At 59.7% G+C, this 22,439-nt stretch carries 20 protein-coding genes and 3 tRNA genes; 13 read left to right on the plus strand and 10 right to left on the minus strand.

Features of this window, described 5'->3' with window-relative positions:
- The first annotated feature begins 42 nt into the window (after window positions 1–42).
- The 10 genes from msbA to J9885_RS19105 all read left to right on the plus strand — a co-directional run bounded on the left by msbA (window position 43) and on the right by J9885_RS19105 (window position 8,088).
- On the plus strand, window positions 43–1,815 hold the full coding sequence (msbA, locus tag J9885_RS19060; protein ID WP_210550403.1) for a lipid A ABC transporter ATP-binding protein/permease MsbA: 1,773 nt from the start codon (window positions 43–45) through the stop codon (window positions 1,813–1,815).
- Window positions 1,815–2,798 carry a tetraacyldisaccharide 4'-kinase gene (lpxK, locus tag J9885_RS19065; protein WP_210550404.1) on the plus strand — a complete coding sequence of 328 codons (984 nt, stop codon included), beginning with the start codon at window positions 1,815–1,817 and terminating at the stop codon, window positions 2,796–2,798. The genes msbA and lpxK overlap by 1 nt, the downstream gene beginning before the upstream one ends.
- Before the next feature lie 160 nt (window positions 2,799–2,958).
- Window positions 2,959–3,153, plus strand: a complete 195-nt coding sequence (locus J9885_RS19070) for a Trm112 family protein (RefSeq protein ID WP_043759525.1) — start codon at window positions 2,959–2,961, stop codon at window positions 3,151–3,153.
- Window positions 3,150–3,911 carry a 3-deoxy-manno-octulosonate cytidylyltransferase gene (kdsB, locus tag J9885_RS19075; RefSeq protein WP_210550405.1) on the plus strand — a complete coding sequence of 254 codons (762 nt, stop codon included), beginning with the start codon at window positions 3,150–3,152 and terminating at the stop codon, window positions 3,909–3,911. Before J9885_RS19070 ends, kdsB begins: the two co-directional genes overlap by 4 nt.
- A 210-nt stretch (window positions 3,912–4,121) precedes the next feature.
- Entirely contained in the window at window positions 4,122–4,766 is a 645-nt protein-coding gene (uvrY, locus tag J9885_RS19080; RefSeq protein WP_010675231.1) for a UvrY/SirA/GacA family response regulator transcription factor, read from the plus strand.
- A gap of 129 nt (window positions 4,767–4,895) precedes the next feature.
- Window positions 4,896–6,749 carry an excinuclease ABC subunit UvrC gene (gene uvrC / locus J9885_RS19085; protein ID WP_210550406.1) on the plus strand — a complete coding sequence of 618 codons (1,854 nt, stop codon included), beginning with the start codon at window positions 4,896–4,898 and terminating at the stop codon, window positions 6,747–6,749.
- Window positions 6,750–7,030: 281 nt separating this feature from the next.
- Window positions 7,031–7,585 (plus strand): CDP-diacylglycerol--glycerol-3-phosphate 3-phosphatidyltransferase, encoded by a 555-nt coding sequence (gene pgsA / locus J9885_RS19090; protein ID WP_010675229.1) that lies wholly within the window; start codon window positions 7,031–7,033, stop codon window positions 7,583–7,585.
- Window positions 7,586–7,776: 191 nt separating this feature from the next.
- A tRNA-Gly gene (locus tag J9885_RS19095) sits at window positions 7,777–7,852 on the plus strand.
- A gap of 35 nt (window positions 7,853–7,887) precedes the next feature.
- Window positions 7,888–7,961: transfer RNA gene (locus tag J9885_RS19100), tRNA-Cys, on the plus strand.
- A gap of 40 nt (window positions 7,962–8,001) precedes the next feature.
- Window positions 8,002–8,088 (plus strand) — tRNA-Leu (locus J9885_RS19105).
- 229 nt (window positions 8,089–8,317) lie between these two features.
- Here the strand turns inward: J9885_RS19105 and J9885_RS19110 are convergent.
- From J9885_RS19110 to J9885_RS19140, 7 genes are all read right to left on the minus strand, one after another.
- Window positions 8,318–9,898 carry a diguanylate cyclase gene (locus J9885_RS19110; protein ID WP_210550407.1) on the minus strand — a complete coding sequence of 527 codons (1,581 nt, stop codon included), beginning with the start codon at window positions 9,896–9,898 and terminating at the stop codon, window positions 8,318–8,320.
- A 187-nt stretch (window positions 9,899–10,085) separates the two neighbouring features.
- Window positions 10,086–11,069: an MDR family oxidoreductase gene (locus tag J9885_RS19115; RefSeq protein WP_210550408.1), complete on the minus strand. Its 984-nt coding sequence runs from the start codon at window positions 11,067–11,069 to the stop codon at window positions 10,086–10,088.
- A gap of 52 nt (window positions 11,070–11,121) precedes the next feature.
- Window positions 11,122–11,757 carry a TetR/AcrR family transcriptional regulator gene (locus J9885_RS19120; protein WP_043759564.1) on the minus strand — a complete coding sequence of 212 codons (636 nt, stop codon included), beginning with the start codon at window positions 11,755–11,757 and terminating at the stop codon, window positions 11,122–11,124.
- Window positions 11,758–11,898: 141 nt separating this feature from the next.
- Window positions 11,899–12,147 (minus strand): GlsB/YeaQ/YmgE family stress response membrane protein, encoded by a 249-nt coding sequence (locus tag J9885_RS19125; protein WP_043759566.1) that lies wholly within the window; start codon window positions 12,145–12,147, stop codon window positions 11,899–11,901.
- A gap of 130 nt (window positions 12,148–12,277) precedes the next feature.
- Entirely contained in the window at window positions 12,278–13,003 is a 726-nt protein-coding gene (lpxH, locus tag J9885_RS19130; RefSeq protein WP_210550409.1) for a UDP-2,3-diacylglucosamine diphosphatase, read from the minus strand.
- 19 nt (window positions 13,004–13,022) lie between these two features.
- Complete coding sequence (locus tag J9885_RS19135; protein ID WP_210550410.1) at window positions 13,023–13,703, minus strand: DUF4269 domain-containing protein; 681 nt, start codon at window positions 13,701–13,703, stop codon at window positions 13,023–13,025.
- Window positions 13,693–14,190, minus strand: a complete 498-nt coding sequence (locus J9885_RS19140) for a peptidylprolyl isomerase (protein ID WP_042076022.1) — start codon at window positions 14,188–14,190, stop codon at window positions 13,693–13,695. Before J9885_RS19140 ends, J9885_RS19135 begins: the two co-directional genes overlap by 11 nt.
- 189 nt (window positions 14,191–14,379) lie before the next feature.
- Between J9885_RS19140 and cysS the strand changes: the two genes are divergently transcribed.
- Entirely contained in the window at window positions 14,380–15,756 is a 1,377-nt protein-coding gene (cysS, locus tag J9885_RS19145; RefSeq protein ID WP_210550411.1) for a cysteine--tRNA ligase, read from the plus strand.
- 134 nt (window positions 15,757–15,890) lie between these two features.
- On the opposite strand, the gene J9885_RS19150 is transcribed toward cysS, so the two are convergent.
- Both J9885_RS19150 and J9885_RS19155 read right to left on the minus strand, forming a co-directional pair.
- A complete protein-coding gene (locus tag J9885_RS19150; RefSeq protein ID WP_210550460.1) occupies window positions 15,891–17,684 on the minus strand; it encodes an AAA family ATPase in 1,794 nt (597 codons plus the stop codon).
- A gap of 450 nt (window positions 17,685–18,134) precedes the next feature.
- Window positions 18,135–18,656, minus strand: a complete 522-nt coding sequence (locus J9885_RS19155) for a hypothetical protein (protein ID WP_210550412.1) — start codon at window positions 18,654–18,656, stop codon at window positions 18,135–18,137.
- A 1,294-nt stretch (window positions 18,657–19,950) separates the two neighbouring features.
- Here J9885_RS19155 and J9885_RS19160 point away from each other — a divergent pair.
- Entirely contained in the window at window positions 19,951–20,994 is a 1,044-nt protein-coding gene (locus tag J9885_RS19160; protein WP_210550413.1) for a sensor domain-containing diguanylate cyclase, read from the plus strand.
- 106 nt (window positions 20,995–21,100) lie between these two features.
- A complete protein-coding gene (locus J9885_RS19165) occupies window positions 21,101–21,388 on the plus strand; it encodes a hypothetical protein (protein WP_210550414.1) in 288 nt (95 codons plus the stop codon).
- Between the two features lie 178 nt (window positions 21,389–21,566).
- Here the strand turns inward: J9885_RS19165 and J9885_RS19170 are convergent, their stop codons facing one another.
- Entirely contained in the window at window positions 21,567–22,292 is a 726-nt protein-coding gene (locus J9885_RS19170) for a transporter substrate-binding domain-containing protein (RefSeq protein WP_210550461.1), read from the minus strand.
- Window positions 22,293–22,439 lie beyond the last annotated feature (147 nt).

Raw genomic sequence — 22,439 nt, forward strand, 5'->3', positions numbered from 1 at the left:
TTGGCTAGAATAGCCCGTCATTTCCCTTATTAACGGCTATTCATGCAACAAGAAACCTCACAAGAGAGCTGGCCCGTCTTCAAGCGCCTGCTCGGTTATGTCCGGGATCGCAAACTGGGTCTGGTGGGCGGCATCATCGGCATGCTGGGTTATGCGGCCGTGGATACCACCTTCGTCTATTCCATCAAGCCGCTTATCGATCAGGGGCTCAACGGCAACGACAGCAGCGTGCTCAAGTGGATGCCCTTCTTCGTGCTCGGCATCGTGGCCCTGCGCGGCTGCGCCGCCTTCCTCTCCAACTACTGCATGGCCTGGGTCGGCAACCACGTGGTGATGCGCCTGCAGCAGCAGGTGTTCAGCCACCTGATGGCCATGCCCATGAGCTTCTTCGATCGCCAGAATACCGGCAACCTGCTCTCCAAGGTGACCTATGACGCCGGCCAGGTGTCGTCTGCGGCGAGCTCCACCCTGGTCTCCCTGGTGCGGGAAGGGGCCACCGTCATCGGCCTGCTCGGCCTGATGTTCTGGCACTCCTGGCAGCTGTCGGTGATCTTCCTGGTGGTGGGCCCCCTGGTCGGGATCCTCATCAGCCTCATCAGCCGACGTTTTCGCAAGATAAGCCGCCAGATCCAGCAGGCAGTCGGGGACATCACCACCTCCACCGAGCAGATGCTCAAGGGGCACAAAGAGGTGCTGATGTTCGGTGGCCAGGAGGTGGAAGACAAGCGCTTCTACCGGGTGAGCAACCGGATGCGCCAGCAGACCATGAAGATGGTCGCGGCCGACGCCATCGGCAGCCCCATTGTCCAGATGGTGGCCTCCGTGGCCCTCGCGGTCTTCCTCTATGTGGCGACCATCGACAGCGTCAAGGCGACCCTGACCGCGGGGACTTTCACCGTCATGGTCACCTCCATGATGATGCTGCTCAAGCCGCTGAAAAGCCTGACCGACGTGAACAACCAGTTCCAGCGCGGCATCACCGCCTGCCAGAGCCTGTTTGGCCTGCTGGACTCCGCCCCGGAGCAGGACACCGGCACCCGCACCCTGGAGCGCGCCCGCGGCGAGATTGAGTTTCGCAATGTCACCTTCACCTACCCGACCAAGGAGGTGCCGGCGCTGCACAACGTCAGCTTCAAGGTGGAGGCGGGCAAGTCCGTGGCCCTGGTGGGGCGCTCCGGCTCCGGCAAGAGCACCATAGCGAGCCTCCTGACCCGCTTCTACGACATCGAGCAGGGGGAGATCCTGCTGGATGGCGTCAACATCCGCGAATACCGCTTGAGCGAGCTGCGCAAGCAGTACGCCCTGGTCTCACAGCATGTGCACCTGTTCAACGACTCCGTGGCCAACAACATCGCCTACGCGGCGGAGGAGCGCTACAGCCGGGAAGAGGTGCAGCAGGCTGCCCGCATCGCCCATGCGGACGACTTCGTGCGCAAGATGCCGGAAGGCTATGACACCGTCATCGGCGAGAACGGCGCGTCCCTCTCCGGTGGCCAGCGCCAGCGCATCGCCATCGCCCGCGCCCTGCTGCGGGACTCCCCGGTGCTGCTGCTGGACGAGGCCACCTCGGCCCTGGACACCGAGTCCGAACGCCACATCCAGGCCGCCATCGACGAGCTGTGCAAGGCGCGCACTTCACTCGTGATCGCCCACCGCCTCTCCACCATCGAGAAGGCGGACGAGATCCTGGTGATCGACGAGGGTCACATCGTCGAGCGCGGCAACCACCAGGCCCTGATGGCCCTGCAGGGCACCTATGCCCAGCTGCGCGCCATCCAGTTCGGCAACGGCGCCGCCGCAGGCAACCAAGGCTGATGCTGGCGCGGCTCTGGTACGGGAACAGCGGCTGGCGCTGGTGGCTGGCCCCCTTCGCCCTGCTGTTCTCCCTTGTCAGCGGCGTGCGCCGCTTCGCCTATCGCCGGGGCTGGTTCAAGGCCTATCGCGCCGGCCTGCCGGTCATCGTCGTGGGCAACATCTCTGTGGGGGGCAACGGCAAGACCCCGGTGGTGGTCTGGCTGGTGGAACAGCTGCAGGCGCGGGGTTTCAGGCCCGGCGTGGTGAGCCGCGGTTATGGCGGCAAGGCGCCCCATTATCCCTATCGGCTCGATGAGACCAGCACCACGGCGCAGGCGGGGGACGAGCCCGTGCTCATCGCCCGTCGCTGTGGCTGCCCGGTGGCGGTGGCCCCCAAACGGGCCGATGCGGTGCGCCAGCTGGAGCAAAGTGGCGAGGTGGACATCATCGTCACCGACGACGGCCTGCAGCACTACGCCCTGGCCCGGGACATCGAGCTGGTGGTGGTGGACGGGGCGCGCCGGTTCGGCAATGGCTGCCTGCTGCCCATGGGGCCGCTGCGCGAGCCCATCAGTCGTTTGAAGCGCGTGGACGCCATCATCTGCAATGGTGGCGAGCCGGGCAGGGGCGAATATGCCATGCACCTGGCCCCTGGCACGCCCCGTCGGGTGTGCGACGATGCGCCGCTCACCGCGCCCCTTCAGGGGCCGGTGGATGCCCTGGCGGGCATCGGCCATCCCCCCCGTTTCTTCGCGACCCTGACCGCGCTCGGCTATGAGCTGGCGCAGAGCGTCGGCTATGCGGATCACCAGGCGTTCGACGCCGCCGAGCTGCTCGCCCGCTTCGGCGAGCGCCCCTTGCTGATGACGGAGAAGGATGCGGTCAAGTGCCGTGCCTTCGCGCCGGCGCACTGGTGGTACCTGCCGGTGAGCGCCGAGCTGCCGGATGCCCTGGGTGAGGTCCTGCTGCGGACCCTGAAGGGGGCCGGAGGCCGACAATCATAAAAGGCACGCGGCCCCTTCGACCCGATCCCTGTGCCATGACGGCACCTCGGGGCGGCCGGGGGCGGCGCCAGCCGACGGGTCGGGCCCGGCTGCGGGCCCGGCACAGCATATCAATGGCCAGGCATCATCGCCTGCCCGACATCGTTAAAGGAGTTTGGTTGTGGCACTGGATATTAAACTGCTCGACATCATCGCCTGCCCGGTCTGCAAGGGTAAGCTGCACTATCAGGCTCACGCGGGTTCCCAGGAGCTGATCTGCCGCTTCGACAGGCTGGCCTACCCGATGGAGGAGGGGATCCCCGTCCTGCTGGAGAACCGGGCCCGCCACCTGGCGCTGGAAGAGCTGAAGCCATGAGTTTCGTCGTCGTCATTCCGGCCCGCTACGCCTCCACCCGGCTGCCGGGCAAACCGCTTGCGGACATCCACGGCAAGCCCATGGTGCAGCACGTGGTGGAGAAGGCCCTGCAATCCGGCGCGGACCGGGTGATCGTCGCGACCGACGATGAGCGGGTGCAGCAGGCGCTGGCGCCGTTTGCCGCACAGGCCGGCTTCGAGGTGTGCATGACCTCACCGGATCACCAGTCCGGTACCGAGCGCCTCGCCGAGGTGAGCCGTCACTACGGCTTTGCCGCCGACACCATAGTGGTCAACGTGCAGGGGGATGAGCCCCTCATCCCGCCGTCCATCATTCGTCAGGTAGCGGACAACCTGGCCGCCGCCAGCGCCCCCATGGCCACGCTGTCGGTGCCGATCCAGGATGCCGAAGAGGCGTTCAACCCGAACGCCGTCAAGGTGGTGACCGACAAGGATGGCTACGCCCTCTACTTCAGCCGTGCCTCCATTCCCTGGGATCGGGATGCGTTCGCCAGGAGCCGCGAGCAGATAGGCCCCCACTACCAGCGCCACATCGGCATCTACGCCTATCGCGCCGGTTTTATCCAGCGTTACGTGGACTGGGCGCCGAGTCAGCTCGAGCAAGTAGAGGCGCTGGAGCAGCTGCGTGTGCTCTGGTACGGGGAGAAGATCCACGTCGCCCAGGCCCTGGAGGCGCCGCCGGTCGGGGTGGATACCCAGGCCGATCTCGACAAGGTGCGTGCGCTGCTGGCCGGTTGAGGCTGGCGGAACGGCTTTGATGCAAAACGGCGCCCCAGGGCGCCGTTTTTTAATTGGTTCTTTGTATAGTAATTTGATTTAAAAAGGATTTTACGAGCAATTTCAAACTTTTCCCGGCCATGGTTTGCCAAATCATCGAGTTTGGTTATGATGCAAGACGCCGTGTTAACCCTAACTGGCATATAACGAGATAAAAAACGGGGTGTTTGGGTGATTAATGTATTCCTGGTCGATGATCATGAGTTGGTGCGTACAGGGATAAGACGCATTTTGGAAGACGTCCGCGGGATCAAGGTGGTGGGCGAGGCGCAGAGCGGGGAGACCGCGGTGGCCTTCTGTCGGCAACATCACCCCGATGTGATCCTGATGGACATGAACATGCCGGGCATCGGCGGTCTGGAAGCGACCCGCAAGATCCTGCGGATCCGCCCCGATGTGCGCATCATAGTGCTGACCATTCATTCAGAAAATCCGTTCCCCACCAAGGTGATGCAGGCGGGCGCCGCCGGGTATCTCACCAAGGGGGCTGCGCCGGACGAGATGATCCACGCCATTCGCCTGGTTCACTCAGGTCAGCGTTACATCTCCCCGGAGATCGCCCAGCAGATGGCCCTGAGCCAGTTTGCCTCCGCCGACGAGAACCCCTTCAAGTCCCTCTCCGAGCGCGAGCTGCAGATCATGATGATGATCACCAAGGGGCAGAAGGTGACCGACATCTCCGAGCAGCTCAACCTGAGCCCGAAGACGGTCAACAGCTATCGCTACCGCCTGTTCAGCAAGCTGGGCATCAATGGCGACGTGGAGCTGACCCATCTTGCCATTCGCTATGGCATGCTGGATGCCGACACCCTGTAAGGGGCGGCGTGTGGCCATCGAAGGCGGCGTGGGCCGCCTTTTGCTTTCTTGCCCCTTTTGCTTTTCAGTCAGCGGGCGCAGTATGCTCTTCCCCGTCTTTTTGCATTCATCCGTTGAGTCGAGTTGCCCATGACCCCCTCTCCCGAGCCCCTGTTTGACAGCAAGGCATTCCTCGGCGCCGTCACCCACCAGAGCGGCGTCTACCGCATGTACGACAGCGGCGGTACCGTCATCTACGTGGGCAAGGCCAAGGATCTCAAGAAACGGCTCGCCTCCTACTTCCGGGCCAACGTCGACAGCATCAAGACCCGCACCCTGGTGCGCCAGATCGCCGATGTGCAGGTGACGGTTACCCACACCGAGACCGAGGCGCTGATCCTCGAGCACAACCTCATCAAGCAGTACCAGCCCCGCTACAACGTGTTGCTGCGGGACGACAAGTCCTACCCCTGGATCATCATCACCGACCACCAGCACCCGCGTATCGGCGTCCACCGCGGCGCCCGCAAGGTGAAGGGGGAGTATTTCGGCCCTTATCCTTCCGGCGGCGCGGTGCGAGAGAGCCTGCACCTGATGCAGAAGATCTTTCCCGTGCGCCAGTGCGAGGACGCGGTCTATGCCAACCGCACCCGTCCCTGTCTGCTTTACCAGCTCAAGCGTTGCGCCGGCCCCTGTGTGGCGGGGCTGGTGAGCGAGGCGGAATACGCCCAGCAGGTGGCGCTGGCCAAGCTGTTCCTCGCAGGCAAGAACCAGCAGGTGATAGGGGAACTGGTGGGCAAGATGGAGTCCGCCAGCGGCGATCTGCGCTTCGAGGAGGCGGCCCGCTACCGGGATCAGATCCAGGCCCTGCGCCGGGTCACCGAGCAGCAGTCGGTGAGCGGCAACGTGCTGGACGAGCTCGACGTGGTCGGGGTCACCTTCGAGCAGGGGACAGCCTGCATCCACGTGCTCTTCATCCGTCAGGGCAAGGTGCTGGGCTCGCGCAGCTACTTCCCGAAAGTGCCGGCCGATACCCAGCTCGACGAGGTGGTGCAATCCTTCCTGCTGCAGTTCTACCTGTCGGGGCAGGGGGGGCGGCAGATCCCGAGCGAGGTGCTGCTGGACGTGGCGCTGGAGGATGAGAGCGTCATCGCCGACACCCTGAGCCAGACCGCCGGCTACAAGGTGCGGGTGGTGAGCCGGACGCGCAGCGAGCGGGCGCGTTTCATCAAGCTCGCCTCCATCAACGCCCAGACCGCGCTGCGCTCGCGCCTCGCCCACAAGAGCACCATCACCGCACGCTACGATCAGCTGGAGGAGCTGCTGGAGCTCGAGACCCCCATCGCCCGCATGGAGTGTTTCGACATCTCCCACACCATGGGGGAGCGCACCGTGGCCTCCTGCGTGGTGTTCAACCGGGAGGGTCCGCTCTCCTCGGAATATCGCCGCTTTAATATCGACGGCATCACAGGCGGTGATGACTACGCCGCCATGGAGCAGGCGCTGGAGCGCCGCTTTGGCAAACAGCAGGAGCCGGACAAGGTGCCGGACGTGCTGTTTATCGACGGTGGCCTCGGCCAGCTGCGCCGCGCCGAGGAGATCCTGGCGCGCCAGCTGGAGTTTCTCGGCGGCAAGTATCCGCTCCTGGTGGGCATCGCCAAGGGGGTGACCCGCAAGGCAGGGCTGGAGACCCTGATCCTGGGGGACAGCCACGAGGAGCTGCACCTGCCGGCGGACATGCCCGCCCTGCACCTCATTCAGCACATTCGCGACGAATCCCACCGTTTCGCCATCACCGGCCACCGCGCACGCCGCGCCAAGGCCCGCACCACCAGCACCCTGGAGGATATTCCCGGGGTGGGGCCGAAACGGCGGCAGGCGCTGCTCAAATACCTGGGCGGCCTGCAGGAGGTGAAAAAGGCCGGAGTGGACGAGCTCGCCAAGGTGCCCGGCATCAGCCAGGAGCTGGCCCAGTCCATTCACGACGCCCTGCGCTCCCTCTAGCCCTTCGTCTGCGAAGGGCTGCACTCTGCCCATGCAGGCCTTCACGGAAGACAGGGCCTGGCATACCGGCTGAGGGAGAGCCATGGCATTCACCCCGGATTCATCCCCTGTAGGAAACCCGGACACACAAGGGCCGTGACGCAGGGGGGGCGCAAATGCCATAATGGCCCGCATCCTGAGGTTATTGATGGATTAATGGACCAAGGCGGGCACCTGTGCGGTTGCATCGGCAATCGGCATGGGGCTACCATGTTGCGGCATACAAGAAGTGGCTGAAAATAATGACAAATATTCCTAACCTGCTGACGTTTTTCCGGATCCTGCTCATCCCCGTCTTCGTCATCCTGTTCTACCTTCCCTATCAGTGGTCCTACATGGCGGCGGCCATCGTCTTCATCCTGGCGGCTGCGACCGACTGGTTTGACGGCTACCTTGCCCGCAAGCTGAACCAGTCCACCGCCTTTGGTGCCTTCCTCGACCCGGTCGCGGACAAGATCATGGTGGCGGCGGCCCTGGTGGTCATCGTCGAGCACTACAACACCGTCTGGGTGACCATTCCCGCCATGACCATGATCGGCCGGGAGATCATCATCTCCGCTCTGCGCGAGTGGATGGCCGAGCTCGGCAAGCGCTCCTCGGTGGCGGTCAGCTGGATTGGCAAGTGGAAGACCATGATCCAGATGGTGTCGCTGACGGGTCTTATCTGGCAGTACGATATCTGGATGGTGTGGCTCGCCTATGTGCTGCTCTATGTGGCGACCGTGCTCACCTTCTGGTCCATGTTCCAGTACATGAAGGCCGCCTGGGGCGATCTCAGCTACCACTCCCGCTTCTAGGGCGTGCTCCGGCACCAAGGGGAAAATCGCCGTTTCTTTGCCACTGGGGCCAAGAAACGGTCATGATCGCTAAAAGTGCGGGACAAGAGTAAAAAACACTCGAACGATCAGAGTATTAAATGTTTTTGGTTGACTGGACGAGGAACATCGCTAGAATGCGTTCTCGTAGTCAGGCAGTCAGCCAGACCGATGCGGGAATAGCTCAGTTGGTAGAGCACGACCTTGCCAAGGTCGGGGTCGCGAGTTCGAGTCTCGTTTCCCGCTCCAAATTCAGACAATGGAGAGTTCACTCTCCCTTGCATGGCGCGTTAGCAAAGCGGTTATGCAGCGGATTGCAAATCCGTTTAGTCCGGTTCGACTCCGGAACGTGCCTCCATATTGACAAGCCCGCCCGCGGACTTGATACCGATTGCGGTGCCTGAGTGGTGAAATCGGTAGACACAAGGGATTTAAAATCCCTCGCCGTTCGCGGCGTGCCGGTTCGATTCCGGCCTCAGGCACCATTAAAATTGAAAGAAAGCCTTACAGATTAGACAGATACGACGCTTAATTGCGTCGTTTTTGTTTTTACTCCTCTCCAAGATTTCTCTCCTGTTTTTCCTTTCTTGTCCATCTGTTGTTTAAGTGGCTTATGGCTTACGGCTTACGGCTCCCAGCGACTTGCTGCACACCACGGGTTCGGCGTTCCAACAAAGGCAAGAACCTGTGATTGGGCTGCGATGGGTGACTTGGTCAGGCGATGGCCAGGCGCTTGAGCGAGGTGAAATATTGGCGATCCTCAAGCAGGATATGCTGGGCGACCACTTCATAAGCCAGAAAATGCAGCAACTCCCCCGCGTTGACCTGATCGTGCTCGAAGCGATCTAACAAGCGATGCGACCGCGCCACCAGCTGGGCGTGGATCAGGCCGTGGGCGTTCCCTTCCACGTAGCCTTCCTGTTGGAAAAGCGCCTCTTCATCGTGGAAATGCTGCTCAATGTCCGCCACAAGCTGCGCGATGAGGCGGGCGATCTCAGGCTTGGGTTGCGACTCCAGCAGCGCCTGCAGCAGGGTATTTGTTTTCTCAAACAAGCTGCGATGCTGGTTATCGATCAAGGTGATGCCCGATTCATAGGTACTGCGCCACACCAGGTGCACCAGATTGGGGAGGGGGGACGAGGTCTGACCCGGTTCATGGTGCAGGCTCTCGTTTTCCACCCGATTGCGGCCTGCGGCTTTTGCCCGGTAGAGCGCCTGATCGGTGCGCTCCAACCAGGTATCCCAACTATCCGTCGATTGACAGACAGCCAGGCCAAAGCTGGCTGTGACCTGTAACCCGTTTGAAAACGGATACTGCTCGATTGCACTCCGGATCCGCTCCGCCAATGGCGCGGCATTGGCAAAACCGCTGTTGGGGAGCAGCAGCAGAAACTCCTCACCTCCCCAGCGCCCCAATAAATCGGTAGTACGAATGCAGCTCTGCACCACGGCGCAGAACTCTTTGAGGGCGATGTCGCCAGCCCCGTGACCGAGTTTGTCATTAATCTGCTTGAAGTAGTCGATATCCATCATGATCAAGGAGACCGGATGGCCGTAGCGTTCGAGTCGGGCCATCTCCTGCTTGGCGGTCTCCTCTATATGTCCCCGGTTCCAAATCCCTGTGAGGCGATCCTTCATGGCCAGCTGACGGTTCTGCTCATCCGTGCTCTCCTTGATCATCAACACAAAACCATTGGACATCAAGAGCAATGTGATAAAGGTCGCCAAAAACGTGACCACTTGAATGGGGGTCTCGCGCAACAGGCTGGAGATGTCGTCGGGGTAAAACATCACGCTAAAAAAGCGCAGGGTCAGCACGGTGATCGAGAGGCTCAACCCGCTGGCAATCAGATACTTGCCACGCCCGCTCACCACAACGCGCCTATCCAGCAAGGTGATCAGCACGACCAGGCACTGCACACTGCAGATGGCGCCGCAGATCATGATGCGGGCACCGATATCATCCATGAAAAAGCTGAACGTCGTCGCCAACAACAGGGGAGGAGCGTAGAACCACAAGCGCGACAGGCGGCGCTGCTGAAATACCACGACGGCCGCCAAGAAGCACGAGAGACTCGCTGATAACGCCGCGTTCGCTACCAAGACAGAGAAGAAGTCATGTATCTGGTTACGCAGGAAGAACAGCGTGAAGACCAGCGTCTGCAAGGCCAGCCCGAGCGTCCAGAGCTGTAGCTCCTTCTCGTCTTTGGCGCGGGTGACCCAGCCGACTGAACACGTCAGGGTCACGCTGGCAGCGATGATCATCATAAACATGGTGGGGATATCAATGATCATCTGGGCACACTGATTGATTAAGGTCAGCTGCCATTCTAATAAAGGCGCTTTCCTCGTGCTACTTGCTCGTCACCAGTTATAGTGCTCGATCGCATTCCCCACGCGGGCACGGCCAATATGCATCGGTGTGGCCACAGAGCGGATCGCCTGACCAGATCAGGCGATCCGGCTCATCTCGCGTCAGTCATCACCCCTGGACATTGACCAGGATCCGGCCGCGCACCTGGCCTGCCAGGAAGGCATCCCCCAGGGCCACGACCTGGGAGAGGGGCACTTCCCGGGTGAGGAGGTTGAGGCGGGTCAGGTCGAGATCCTCGGCCAGGCGGGACCAGGCCTGCTGGCGCAGCGGGCGCGGCGCCATCACGCTGTCGATGCCATAGAGGGTGACGCCGCGCAGGATGAAGGGCATGACGGTGGAGGGGAAGTCCATCCCCCCCGCCAGGCCGCAGGCGGCCACGGCGCCGCCGTAGCGGGTAGTGGCGCAGGCGTTGGCCAGGGTGTGGCTGCCAACGGTGTCGATGACGCCGGCCCAGCGCTCCTTGCCCAGCGGTCGCCCCGGTGCGGCCAGCTCGGTGCGATCGATCACCTCGGCGGCGCCGAGGGACTGGAGGTAGTCGGCCTCGTGCAGCCGCCCTGTGGCGGCCACGACCCGATAGCCCAGCTTGGCCAGGAGGGTGATCGCCACGCTGCCTACGCCGCCGTTGGCGCCGGTCACCAGGATGTCACCGTCCCCGGGGGCCACGCCGTGCTTCTCCAGCGCCATCACGCAGAGCATGGCGGTGTACCCAGCGGTGCCGATGGCCATGGCGTCCCGGGGCTGGAAGCGCTCAGGCAGGGCGACCAGCCAGTCGCCCTGAACCCGTGCCCGCTCCGCCAGCCCGCCACTGTGGGTCTCGCCCACGCCCCATCCGTTGAGCACCACCTTGTCGCCGGGGTGCCAGTCGGGGTGCTGGCTCTCCAGCACGGTGCCGGAAAAGTCGATGCCGGGGATCAGGGGGAAGCGGCGTACCACGGGGGCGGCGCCAGTGAGGGCCAGGCCATCCTTGTAGTTGAGGGAAGACCACTCCACCGCCACGGTCACATCCCCGGCAGGCAGCACCTCCTCGGGAATGCTCTGGTAGCTGGCGCGATAACCCGCCTCGTCTTTCTCGATCAGAATACCCTTGAACATCTTGTCTACTCCCATTAATTGGACTGGTTGACTATTAATAATCGTAAAAATATTACTTCGCTAACATCATGAAAAAGTTGAGAAAAGAGAGCATGGGCTCGGTATTGCCCACCAGGCGCGCGCGCAGCACGGCCCCTTCCCAGCCGATCCAGAACTGATGGGCGAGGGCGGAGCAGTCGCAGCCGGGGGGCAGATCCCCCGCCGTCACCGCGTCCCTCAGGCAGCGAGCGAGCAGCGCCTCCCAGTCGAGGAGGATCTGTTCGAGGCGAAGGCGCAGCTCGGGGGAGAGCTGCACCACCTCCTGACCCAGGTTGCCCACGAGGCAGCCCCGCTGGAACGCAAACCGGGTCATGCCCCGGCAGGCGCTGTCGACGAAGGCGGCAAGGCGCGCCAGGGGGGGCAGGCTCTCATCCTCCAGATAGCGCGTCAGCTTGCGGCAGAAGTAGTGGTGATAGGCATCCATGACCGCCAGGGTGAAGTCGTGCTTGGTGGCGAAGTAGTGATAGAAGGAGCCCTTGGGGATCCCGGTCGACTGCAACACCCGCTCGATGGAGGTGGCGGCGATGCCCTGCTCGGTCAGCAGCTCCATGCCCCGGCGGATCAGCAGATCCCGGGTGTCGGCATAGGTGTGCCCGTGCTGGGCAGGGCGGCCGCGAGGGCGGCGGGGCAGGGGGTCATTGGCTTGCATGGGGATTATTAGACGCCTCTACTAGAAATAATGCAAGCGCGGCGCCGGGGGATGTGCTGGGGAGCTGAGACAGATTGATGGGGCGGGGATAAAAACAGCGAGGGCGCCAGTGGCGCCCTCGGATCGGTGCATGTCGGCTTCTCAACTGCGCAGCTTGTTGTAGACAAACAGCACGATCAGGGCACCGACGGTGGCGATGACGATGCTCGGCAGGTTGAAGCCGGTGACGGTGCCCATGCCGAGCAGGGTGCTGACATAGCCCCCCACCATGGCGCCGGCCACCCCCAGGATCACCGTCATAAAGAAACCGCCCCCATCCTTGCCCGGCATGATCCACTTGGCCAGGATGCCGACTATCAACCCCAATACCACCCAGGTAAGAAATCCCATCACCTTGTCCTCATGTGTACGGATAAATTGTGTGCGGATAACCAGAGTATACCCATGGATCTTTATTGCATCCCGGGCCGGGCGGGCATGGGTCAGAAATGGTCATATGAGACTCGCCTGCCGGCGAGTCTCAGCGCAGGGTGCGGGTCTCGAGCCGCTGCCCCGCAGGGGAGCACACCAGCACGGATCCCTGCTCGAACCAGTCCCCCAGCACGATGCGCCGCGCCCCTCGTCCGTCCAGGGAGAAGTCGTGGATGGCGGGTCTGTGGGTGTGGCCGTGGATCATCAGGCGACAGTCGTGCCGGCGCAGCATGTCGTCCACCGCGGCCGGGGTCACGTCCATGATGGCCTGCTGCTTGGTGGCATTTTCCATCTGGCTTTGACCGCGCATCTTGCAGGCGATGGCGCGGCGCCGGGTCAGCGGCAGGCGCAGGAAGAGCCAGCGCAGCCACTTCTGCTGGGTGATGCGGCGAAACTTCTGATAGCCCTCATCCCGGGTGCAGAGCAGATCCCCGTGGCTCAGCAGCACCCGCTCGCCGTACAGCTCGATGACGCAGGGGTCGCCGAGCAGGGTCATGCCGGCCTGCCTGGCAAACTGGCGCCCCAGCAGGAAGTCGCGGTTGCCGTGGATAAAGTAGAGGGGCACCCCCTGCTGGCTCAGGGCGAGAAAGGCCTCGGCCACCTCGCGGTGCAGCGGGTTGGGGTCGTCGTCCCCAATCCAGAATTCGAACAGATCCCCCAGCACATAGAGGGCGTCCGCGCCGGGGGCGTCGTGCTCGAGAAAGCGCACCAGGGCGGCCGTCATGTCGGGCCTGCCTTGGCTGAGGTGAATGTCACTGATAAAGAGCGTGCTCATGAGGTCCTGGGCATCGTGGTTAAGAGTCCTCGGCGCGGGCGCAAGGCGGTGCATCGCCTCGGGCCGGGCGGGCGAGGGGAGAGGGCGACCAGCACAGCCCCGCGAGACTGCGCCCCTCCAGGGTCAGCAACGCCTCGTAAGGGTCGCCGGGGAGGCCCAGAAGACGGCAGATGGCGGCTTCCCCCTTGAGCCCGTCTTCCAGACGCAGGCGTCGCACTTCCTGATGGAAGGGCTCGCCAAAGTGGGCCAGCAGGGCGGCCATCAGGCTGAGGTGGCGCCAGCCGTGAAGGCGCTCGAGGGGAGCGGGGGTGAGGTAGAGCTCAAGGGGCCAGCTCTGGCCATCGGGCCCACGCCGGGTCTGCTCGGCGAGCCAGACCTGCTCGCCTTTGCTTCGCACCAGCCAGCCTTGTGCTGCCAGTGTCGCGGCGAGAGAGGCCGGGTCCGGGTGCTGGCAGAGGATATCGAGATCGCTGCCGGGCCGGTCGAGCCCGATGGCGACCGTGCTCACCAGCGCCAGATCGCTGCACAGGGGGCCAAGCTCATCCCACAGGCCATCCCCCAGCAGGGCGTGGGCCGAGCGCTGGCGCGGGTTGCCCTGGGCCAGGTAGTCGAGGCGGCGCCAGTTGGGGGCGACAGATGGAAAAACTGCGGCCGGGGCCGCAGTTGTGTCAGAGCCTGGCCGGCAGGAATTACTCGGCAAGGGTCACCTTGGTGATCACCACGTCTTCGGTCGGGACGTCCTGGTGCATGCGGCCGTAGTTGCCGGTCTTCACGCCCTTGATCTTGTTGACCACGTCCATGCCGGCGGTCACTTCACCGAACACGCAGTAGCCGAAGCCCTGGGTGGTGGCGGACTTGAAGTCCAGGAAGTCGTTGTTGTTCACGTTGATGAAGAACTGGGCGCTGGCGGAGTGCGGCTCCATGGTGCGGGCCATGGCGATGGTGCCGACCTTGTTGGACAGACCGTTGGCCGCCTCGTTCTTGATGGGGGCGCGGGTGTCTTTCTCTTCGAAGCCCGGGGCATAGCCGCCGCCCTGGATCATGAAGCCGTCGATGACGCGGTGGAAGATGGTGTTGTCGTAGTGACCGTCACGGCAGTATTGCAGGAAGTTGGCCACGGTTTCCGGGGCTTTTTCCGCGTTCAGGGTGAGGGTGATGTCGCCGTGGTTGGTATGCAGAGTGACCATGAGTTGTCCTTTCATTGAATGCGGGCGACAGGGTGCCCGCAGGTGTATGGCATAAAGTGGTGGCAATTCTAGCCCATCAGGGCCTTGCGGCATAGATGGCAGGGGGGAGAGTCGGCTTTTCTGCCTCGTTTTCTATACCGGATGCGGGTAGAATGGCAGGCCATTTTACTCACAGGCAGTGGTCATAAGATGCTGAAGATATACAACACACTCACTCGTCAAAAAGAAGAATTCAAACCTATCCACCCGGGCAAGGTGGGCATGTATGTGTGTGGCGTCACTATCTATGATCACTGTCATATCGGCCACGGCCGCACCTTCGTCGCCTTCGACGTGGTGGCCCGCTACCTGCGCTACGCCGGGTACGATCTCACCTATGTGCGCAACATCACCGACGTGGACGACAAGATCATCAAGCGCGCCGCCGAAACGCACGTGACCTGTGACGACCTCACCGAGCGCCTGATCGGCGACATGCACCAGGACTTCGACGCCCTCGGCATGGTGCGCCCGGACATCGAACCGCGCGCCACCGCCCACATCGGCGAGATCATCGCCATGGTGCAGCTGCTGCTGGATCGCGGCCACGCCTACGTGGCGGACAACGGTGACGTCATGTTCATCGTCGACTCCTTCGACGAGTACGGCAGGCTCTCCGGTCAGGATCTGGAGCAGCTGCAGGCCGGCGCCCGCGTCGACGTGGTGGATGCCAAGCGCAACCCCCTGGACTTCGTGCTGTGGAAGATGTCCAAGCCCGGCGAGCCGACCTGGGAAAGCCCCTGGGGCCCGGGCCGTCCCGGCTGGCACATCGAGTGCTCCGCCATGAACTCCAAGCACCTGGGCAACCACTTCGACATCCACGGCGGCGGCTCGGATCTGCAGTTCCCCCACCACGAGAACGAGATCGCCCAGTCCTGCTGCGCCCACGGCGGCGACTACGTCAACACCTGGATGCACAGCGGCATGGTCATGGTGGACAAGGAGAAAATGTCCAAGTCCCTCGGCAACTTCTTCACCATCCGGGACGTGCTGGCGCACTACGACCCGGAGACCGTGCGCTACTTCCTGATGTCCGGCCACTACCGCAGCCAGCTCAACTACTCGGAAGACAACCTCAAGCAGGCCCGCGCCGCCCTGGAGCGCATGTACACCGCCCTGCGGGATCTGCCGCTGGCCCCCGCCGCCGGTGGTGACGAGCAGGTGGCCCGCTTCAAAGATGCCATGGACGACGACTTCAACACCCCGGAAGCCTACTCCGCCCTGTTCGATCTGGTGCGCGAGATCAATCGCCAGAAGGCCGAAGACGTGACCGTCGCCGCCGGCCTGGGTGCCCGCCTGCGGGAACTGGGCGCCGTGCTCGGCATCCTGCAGCAGGATCCGGACGCCTTCCTGAAGGGTGACGAGGCCGACGACGAAGTCGCCGAGATCGAGCGCCTGATCAGTGATCGCAACCAGGCCCGTGCCGACAAGAACTGGGCTGCGGCGGATGCCGCTCGCAACCGTCTCACCGAGATGGGAATCGTGCTGGAAGACAGCGCCGGCAAGACCAGCTGGCGCCGTGCCTAAGGCCGGTGGCGCTGCTTGCGCCAAACGGTTGAGCCAATAAAAAAACCGCAGCCCTGGGGGCTGCGGTTTTATATTGCATGGTTAGTTAAATATATATGTGAATAGTGTTTTGATTAAAATAACTCTATTCGATCTTATATTATTAATATAGACTCTAATCGTGCATTCACTATCTCTTCTAATTCATACATATCTGACCATACTGTCGCCCCTTCAGGCAATTGAGTATCATTTATTTCAAGGATTCCATCCAAGAGAGATTTTATTTTATTATACATCGCGGGTTCTTCCTTTATATGTTTAATACAGTTTTCAGGTTTGTCACTTCCTACTGTTTCATCGAAATAAGCATCTTCAAAATTTATTATGGAAGCAACAACCCTCGAGTTATGTGTCTTTTGTGATAAGATCTTCTCATTATTAGTCCACGCGGGATTAACCATTTTAAATTTGTCATAGACTATAGTATCCCCTACAGACTTTTCTTTATTCTTTCTTTTCGATTCTATTTCGGGCGTGTCGGTGTCGTGAAGAACATAGTAATTTTTACCAAAATGGTTTAATACCTTCATCATAGAGGCGACTGTCACCTTTCCTCGTGCTCTAATGACATTAAGATCATTATATTGATAATTTCCAAATTCGGCTTCTGTATTTTTAATGAAATTAATAGCCGAATATTCAGTATCACCTTCAACCACCAGAACTTTACCGCCAAAGAAAGCCTCTGATATGTGAGAGTCAAATAAATTAATAAGTTTTAGATTTTCCTTATCATCTTTATCTAGTTGTGCAGAATCAGGCTTAAAAAGGGTAGTCGTTTTTATGTGATCATCTTGGTTTTTATCAACCCTTATAATCGTTGTGTGGTCTTTTGTTAGGTCAATAAAGCTAGGGGAATGTGTCGCAACCATAACTTGCCAATTATCGCTATCAGGAAGAGAATAAAGAACATCTCTTGCAATCTCCGTTGCTGAGGGGTGCAGGCTTACCTCTGGCTCATCTAACAATAAAACATGGGCAGTATTTGGGCCCAATGATTCATGATATGACTGTGCCTTTGCACCTCCGTTTTTAGCTCGAATGCCATTATCTGCAAGTAACTTCAAAATAGTCCACAATGCGGTTCTTCTGCTACCACTACCTTGCTTTTCAAGTGGAAAAGTAAAACCGCCAACAGGCCCCATTTCAATAGTAAATTCATCGCCAAGAAGGTCTATTTTTATTGGTGCGGTACTTTCTGGAGCGTTGATTTTTAATTCGTGATTAGGAAATATTTTACTAATAATTTCATTTGCATTTCCTTCCAAAGATTGAATTCTATCTTGCTGAATTATTTTAGATGAGTCTCTCAGTGATTTTAAATCATCTATCAGTGATTCATATTTAGTTCTCTCATCATCATCATTCTCTCTAATACTTTGGATATTTTCCTCTAATAGGCTTTTTAACAGCGAGGTTATGGCTTTTGATTGAACTTCTGGCTGATCAAATGTATTAACTCTATGTGGTTTAGGTCTTCTAGCTTTTGCAACATTATTGCTTCCCCATGGCATTTTTTCTTTATCGCCATTTTCTGCCCATCTATTCAGAGCTACGTTGAATCCTATTCTCTCTGGCTCTTTATTGGTACCAGTCCATGTCCATTTCTCTTTGACTAAAAAGGAGCCATTTTCTAATTTTAAACACCATTGATCACCAGGCTTATTTTCATTGACAGTAATTGAATGTACTTCAATTTCAGGATAGTTATCTATGGCTACTTGTTTGTTATGAAAATCATCTTGATCTAACTTAAGGCAATCTGTAACCGCTTCATAGGCTTTTAATATAGTGCTTTTCCCTGCATTGTTGGGTCCTACAAGAACAACAATATTATCAATGTCCAGCTCAACTTGGTGGTTTCCAATACAGCCAAAATTTTTAATTTTTTAATTTTTTAATTTTTGGAACCTGAGTCATAGTGAATGTCCTTTAAAATGAATAGTATGTTTTTACACACCAGTCTTGCGTTAAACCACCTGAAAAATAGATTTTTTAATCTATAGGTTCGATTGGCTAAGTGTAAATTAGTTATCAATGAGTTATGTCATGTCACGGTTCAATGCTAAATATCGAGCCAAGAATAAAATTCTATTATCCACCAGGGGGTGTCATTTTTGTTTAACTCATATGCACTTTTTAATCTATGCAATCGTAACGTAGGGTATAATTCACGAGGTGAATTGCATCGATATTCGATATTCGATATGCGTCTGATTATGCAGTAACAGGATTTGCGGATTTCTCTATTCATCTCACCCTCAAGGCGAGAGGAAAATATTACTATAATGCTCCTCTAATTGTTGTCTGGTTGTGTCGCATTAGAACTGCTAACATTAGTTATCGTAAATATCATCTGCTCGTTTAAAAATAGCACGCTCATGATTAAAACATTCAGCTATATCAGCCCATGTAATAATACCATCAAACTTTTTGAGAGTGTCTTTTTTGGGTGTGTATTTAGAAGAACAAAGGCCAACAAGATACACAGTTTTCCAAGGTAGAGAGCTATTTATAATTTTTTCTTTAGCTGCATTTAAATTTTCAATTTGTGCTAATTTAAAACCTTGCTGTGCTTTTGCTTCTATAATAATCATTGAGTTGTCTGATAATACAAATACATTGTCAAAAGTTATCTTTTCAAAAGTCTTATTTTCTCGTGCATCCAGATATCCAGATTTAGCTGCATCCCTAAACAAGCATACTTCATAGTTACTATCAACAATTTTTACGGTTTCATTTATACCTATGGACTTTAGCAGCAAACGTTCAAATAAAAATGGTGAGGCAATGAAGGCATGATGAAGGTAAGAAGTAAAAAAAACTTCTGTTCGTGTGATCTCACTTAACTTTTTCATTATCTTTAATGCTCCGGTAATTTTTAAAGCTGTAGATTAGATTGGCAAAGCGTAATCGGGCCTTCGAGAAATAATACAGTTGTTATTACAAAGCGTTCACTGCCGGGTTTTTAATATAAGTGCATTCCCCGATACGGATATGTGCCGCTTGTTGTTGTACTCACAATGATTTTTTCTCCTATGCAATCACGCCAATGGCACTTGTTGCATAACTGAGACAATCTGATCCCACTATGGGGGGCGTGAGTGGCCGGGTAAGAGATAACAACCCTCCCGATACTTACCCCGCAAACACAAGCTTATGGTCAAGTAACTGGCCTCGGTGCTACGGGTTGGGTGTTGCCTCCCTGTTGTTCGCCGAGGTGAGCCCGTCTGTCCAGGCCGCGAGGCAGGACGCCGAGCGAGCGGCGCTGGGCCATGGATGGCCCATCGGCGCGTGCCGTAGGACAAACGGGTGAGCCGAGGGCACCCGACGCAGGAGGGCGAACAAGTGGGGGTGGCCTTTCTTTTGGTGACTTTTCTTTGGCCACGCAAAGAAAAGTCACTCGCCCAAGCCCGAAGGGCGGGCGAAACCCCATCGAGGGCAGCGCCCTCGTGTCCTGCATGGCGAAGCCATGCCAATCAGGCTAGTGACCCCTCACCCTAGCCCTCTCCCGCAAGGGGAGAGGGAATTGTTACCGTGGTGCAATGCGCTCCGCTTATTGCACCCTACCGCTCTCCCGCAGGGGGAGAGGGGACGGTTACCGTGGTGCAATGCGCTCCGCTTATTGCACCCTACCGCTCTCCCGCCGGGGGAGAGGGGACGGTTACCGCGGACGATTACGCTTCGCTAATCGACCCTACACACTTATTGCACCCTACGTTGGTGGGGGAGGGGCGGGGAGCCTCGTCGAGGGTGAAACCTCGCCCCTTGCCGCAGGCGCGGGATGCCGGGCTGGCGTCCTGTCGAGGCCCGGGAAGTCGGCCCAATTCCGTCGCTGCCGCCCCTGGCTGTCGCTACCACAATGCGCCGCTGACCCGAGGGGACGAAACAGGGGCCAACGGGCACCCATTCCCATCCTACGGAGCCGACGGGGCCCGATCCATGGATATTGCTGACCCAAGTGTCAGAATTGATTGATTTTTTGCGCTGCTTCAAAGTTATGGCCCTGGGCGGGCCGCCGGGCGGGGCTGCGGGACGGCCAGACGGTGAAAACGGCGGGATTTCCCCCCGTGAGGCCCACACTGGCGCTTGCGGCGGGTGTCCCGAGTTGGCTAAGGTGTCCGGCAAGCACGTGCACCTTGGGAGATAGGCATGGACAACATATTGCAGGCTCTGTCGGTACAGGTCACCGGGGCACGGGATCTGGAGAGTCTGACCCGGCCCCTGCTGGAGATGCTGGAGACGGTGACGGGGCTGGAGTCGACCTACCTCACCCAGATCGATCTCCAGCAGAGCACCCAGCACATCCTGTTTGCCCGCAACGCGGCCGGGCTGCAGATCCCGGAGGGGGCGACGGTGGAGTGGCACGACACCCTGTGCCGGCGGGCCATCGACGAGGATCGCCGCTACAGCGACGACGTCACCGACAGCTGGGGAGATTCCCAGGCGGCCAGGGCCCTGGGCATTCGCACCTACCTGAGCAGCCCGGTGCGCACCTCGTCCGGCTCCCTCTATGGCACCCTGTGCGGTGCCAGCGCCGAGCGCAAACCCCTGGTGGCGGGGGCGGAACACCTGATCGCCTTCTTCGCGCGGCTCATCGCCGAGCACGTGGAGCGGGAGCAACTGCTGCACCAGCTGCAGCGGGCCAACAACGAGCTCTCCCGTCAGGCTCTGTCCGATCCCCTGACCGGGCTGCCCAACCGCCGGGCCCTGATGCTCGAACTCGCCCGCCTGTTCTCGTTGTCGGACAGGGCCGGTCATCCGGTGCTCATCGCCTTTATCGATCTCGACGGCTTCAAGGGGATCAACGACACCCACGGCCACGAGGTGGGGGATCTGCTGCTCGTCGCCATGGCGCGGCAACTGAGCGAGACCCTGCGCGGCGGCGACATGCTGGCGCGGGTGGGGGGCGACGAGTTCGTCGCCGTGGGCATGGGGCCCATCCCGGAGGCGCAGACGGTGGAGGCGGCGGTGCAGACCTTCCAGCGCCGGCTGTTCGAACACAGCGTGCTGCAACTGCCCCTCGGCAGCGAGCAGTCACTTCACTACCCCGGCGCCAGCGTGGGGGTAGTGGCGGTCGATCCTGGGCAGATCAGCGTCGACGAGGCCCTGCGCCAGGCCGATGCGCGCATGTATGCGGTCAAGCGCCAGCGCCGCGCACAGGAAGAGAACCCGGTGCCGCCGCGCCCCCATTGAGGCAAGGGGCACCGGCAAAGGCGCGAGGTCGGCTTGATATGACCCATGGTGACCCGGACCCCCGGGTGCTAGGATGTCGCCCCTCAATCAGTGCGGAGCCCCCTTCATGACAACCCCCCTTATCGACCGTGTTCGCGCCCTGGGGGCGCGGGCGGCCTCGCTCGTCGCCGGCCTCTCGGAGTTCCAGCAGCGCATCTGGGTGGTCAGCATCGTGCACGATGCCTACACCGACACCTTTATCGTCAACGAGGGGAGCTTCGAGGAGCCCATGCAGTGGATGCACCGCAAGGGCTACAGCGCCGAGATGCTGGCCCGGGTCGAGGCCATGGCGCGCTCCCAGGTGGTCCAGCTGGAGTTTGGCGGGCAGCGTCATCGCCTGATGCGGGTGAAGTAAGCCCTCTCTGCCCGACGTCCCGCCTGTCCCCCCGACCAACAGGCCGCGCTGCCCGAGCCACCTCTTGCCCGTCAGCCAGCGCCAAAGGAACGGGGATTGAGGTGTGGCATGGAGCAGGGGCATGGACGCGAGGAGGACGAGCTGACTGCACCGGGGCCTGGCCCCGGCGCGGGAAGGCTCAGGGGGCGGGGAAGTATTTGTGCTGGATCTGCTGGAATTCGCTGCTGGCCAGCACCTGGGTCAGGCCGTGCTGGAACTCCCTGACCAGGGCATCGTCCACCGCGTGGCTGAAGGCAAAGCAGAACTGCTCGGAGCTCAGCACCCAGCGCACCTCGAACCGGGCGGGATCCAGCTGCTGGGCCTTGATGAGATCCATCAGGGTGGACTTGTTGCTGGCGATGAGCTCGACCCGACCCGAGGTGAGCATCTTGAGTGCCTGGGGCAGGCGGTTGGCGGTCATGATCTTCTGCTCGTCGAAGCCATTGTTGAGCAGCAGTTGCTCCCCCACGTCGGCGCGCACGGCGGCGATGGTGTGTTGCTGGGCATCCTCCATCCGGGTCAAGGTCAGGGGGCGGCTGGCGAGCCCCATCAGCACGATCTCGGCGTAGCCGATGGGGCAGGCCCACTTGAACAGGGGATCGCGCGCCTCGGTGCGGGCGGTGGAGAAGAGCACCACATTGGGCTTCTGGGTCAGCAGGTAATATCCCCTGGCCCAGGGAAGGACGCTGACGGGCTGGGGCGGGGTGCCCGTCCTCTGCCACACCTGGTGCAGCAGCTCGACGGCAAGGCCGCTGGGGGCACCATCCTCCCCGGTGAAGTTATAGGGTTTGTACTCCTCGGTGAGGTAGTGCAGCTTGGCCAGTGCGGGGCTGGCCAGCGCCATCTGGCCGCTCCAGAGTGCCATCAACAGGGCGGCGGCGAGCCTGCCCCAACCCCTTGTGCTTGTCGTTCCCATCCTGACCGTCCCGCTGCCGAGTGCCCAGTGTAAAGTGTTGCCAAGTCACGCCGTTTCGCCAGCCGGACATCGGATCCCCGGTGATGCCGCCCCCAC

This window comes from Aeromonas sp. SrichE-2G, from assembly GCF_017939565.1.
Classification (GTDB): domain Bacteria; phylum Pseudomonadota; class Gammaproteobacteria; order Enterobacterales; family Aeromonadaceae; genus Aeromonas; species Aeromonas taiwanensis.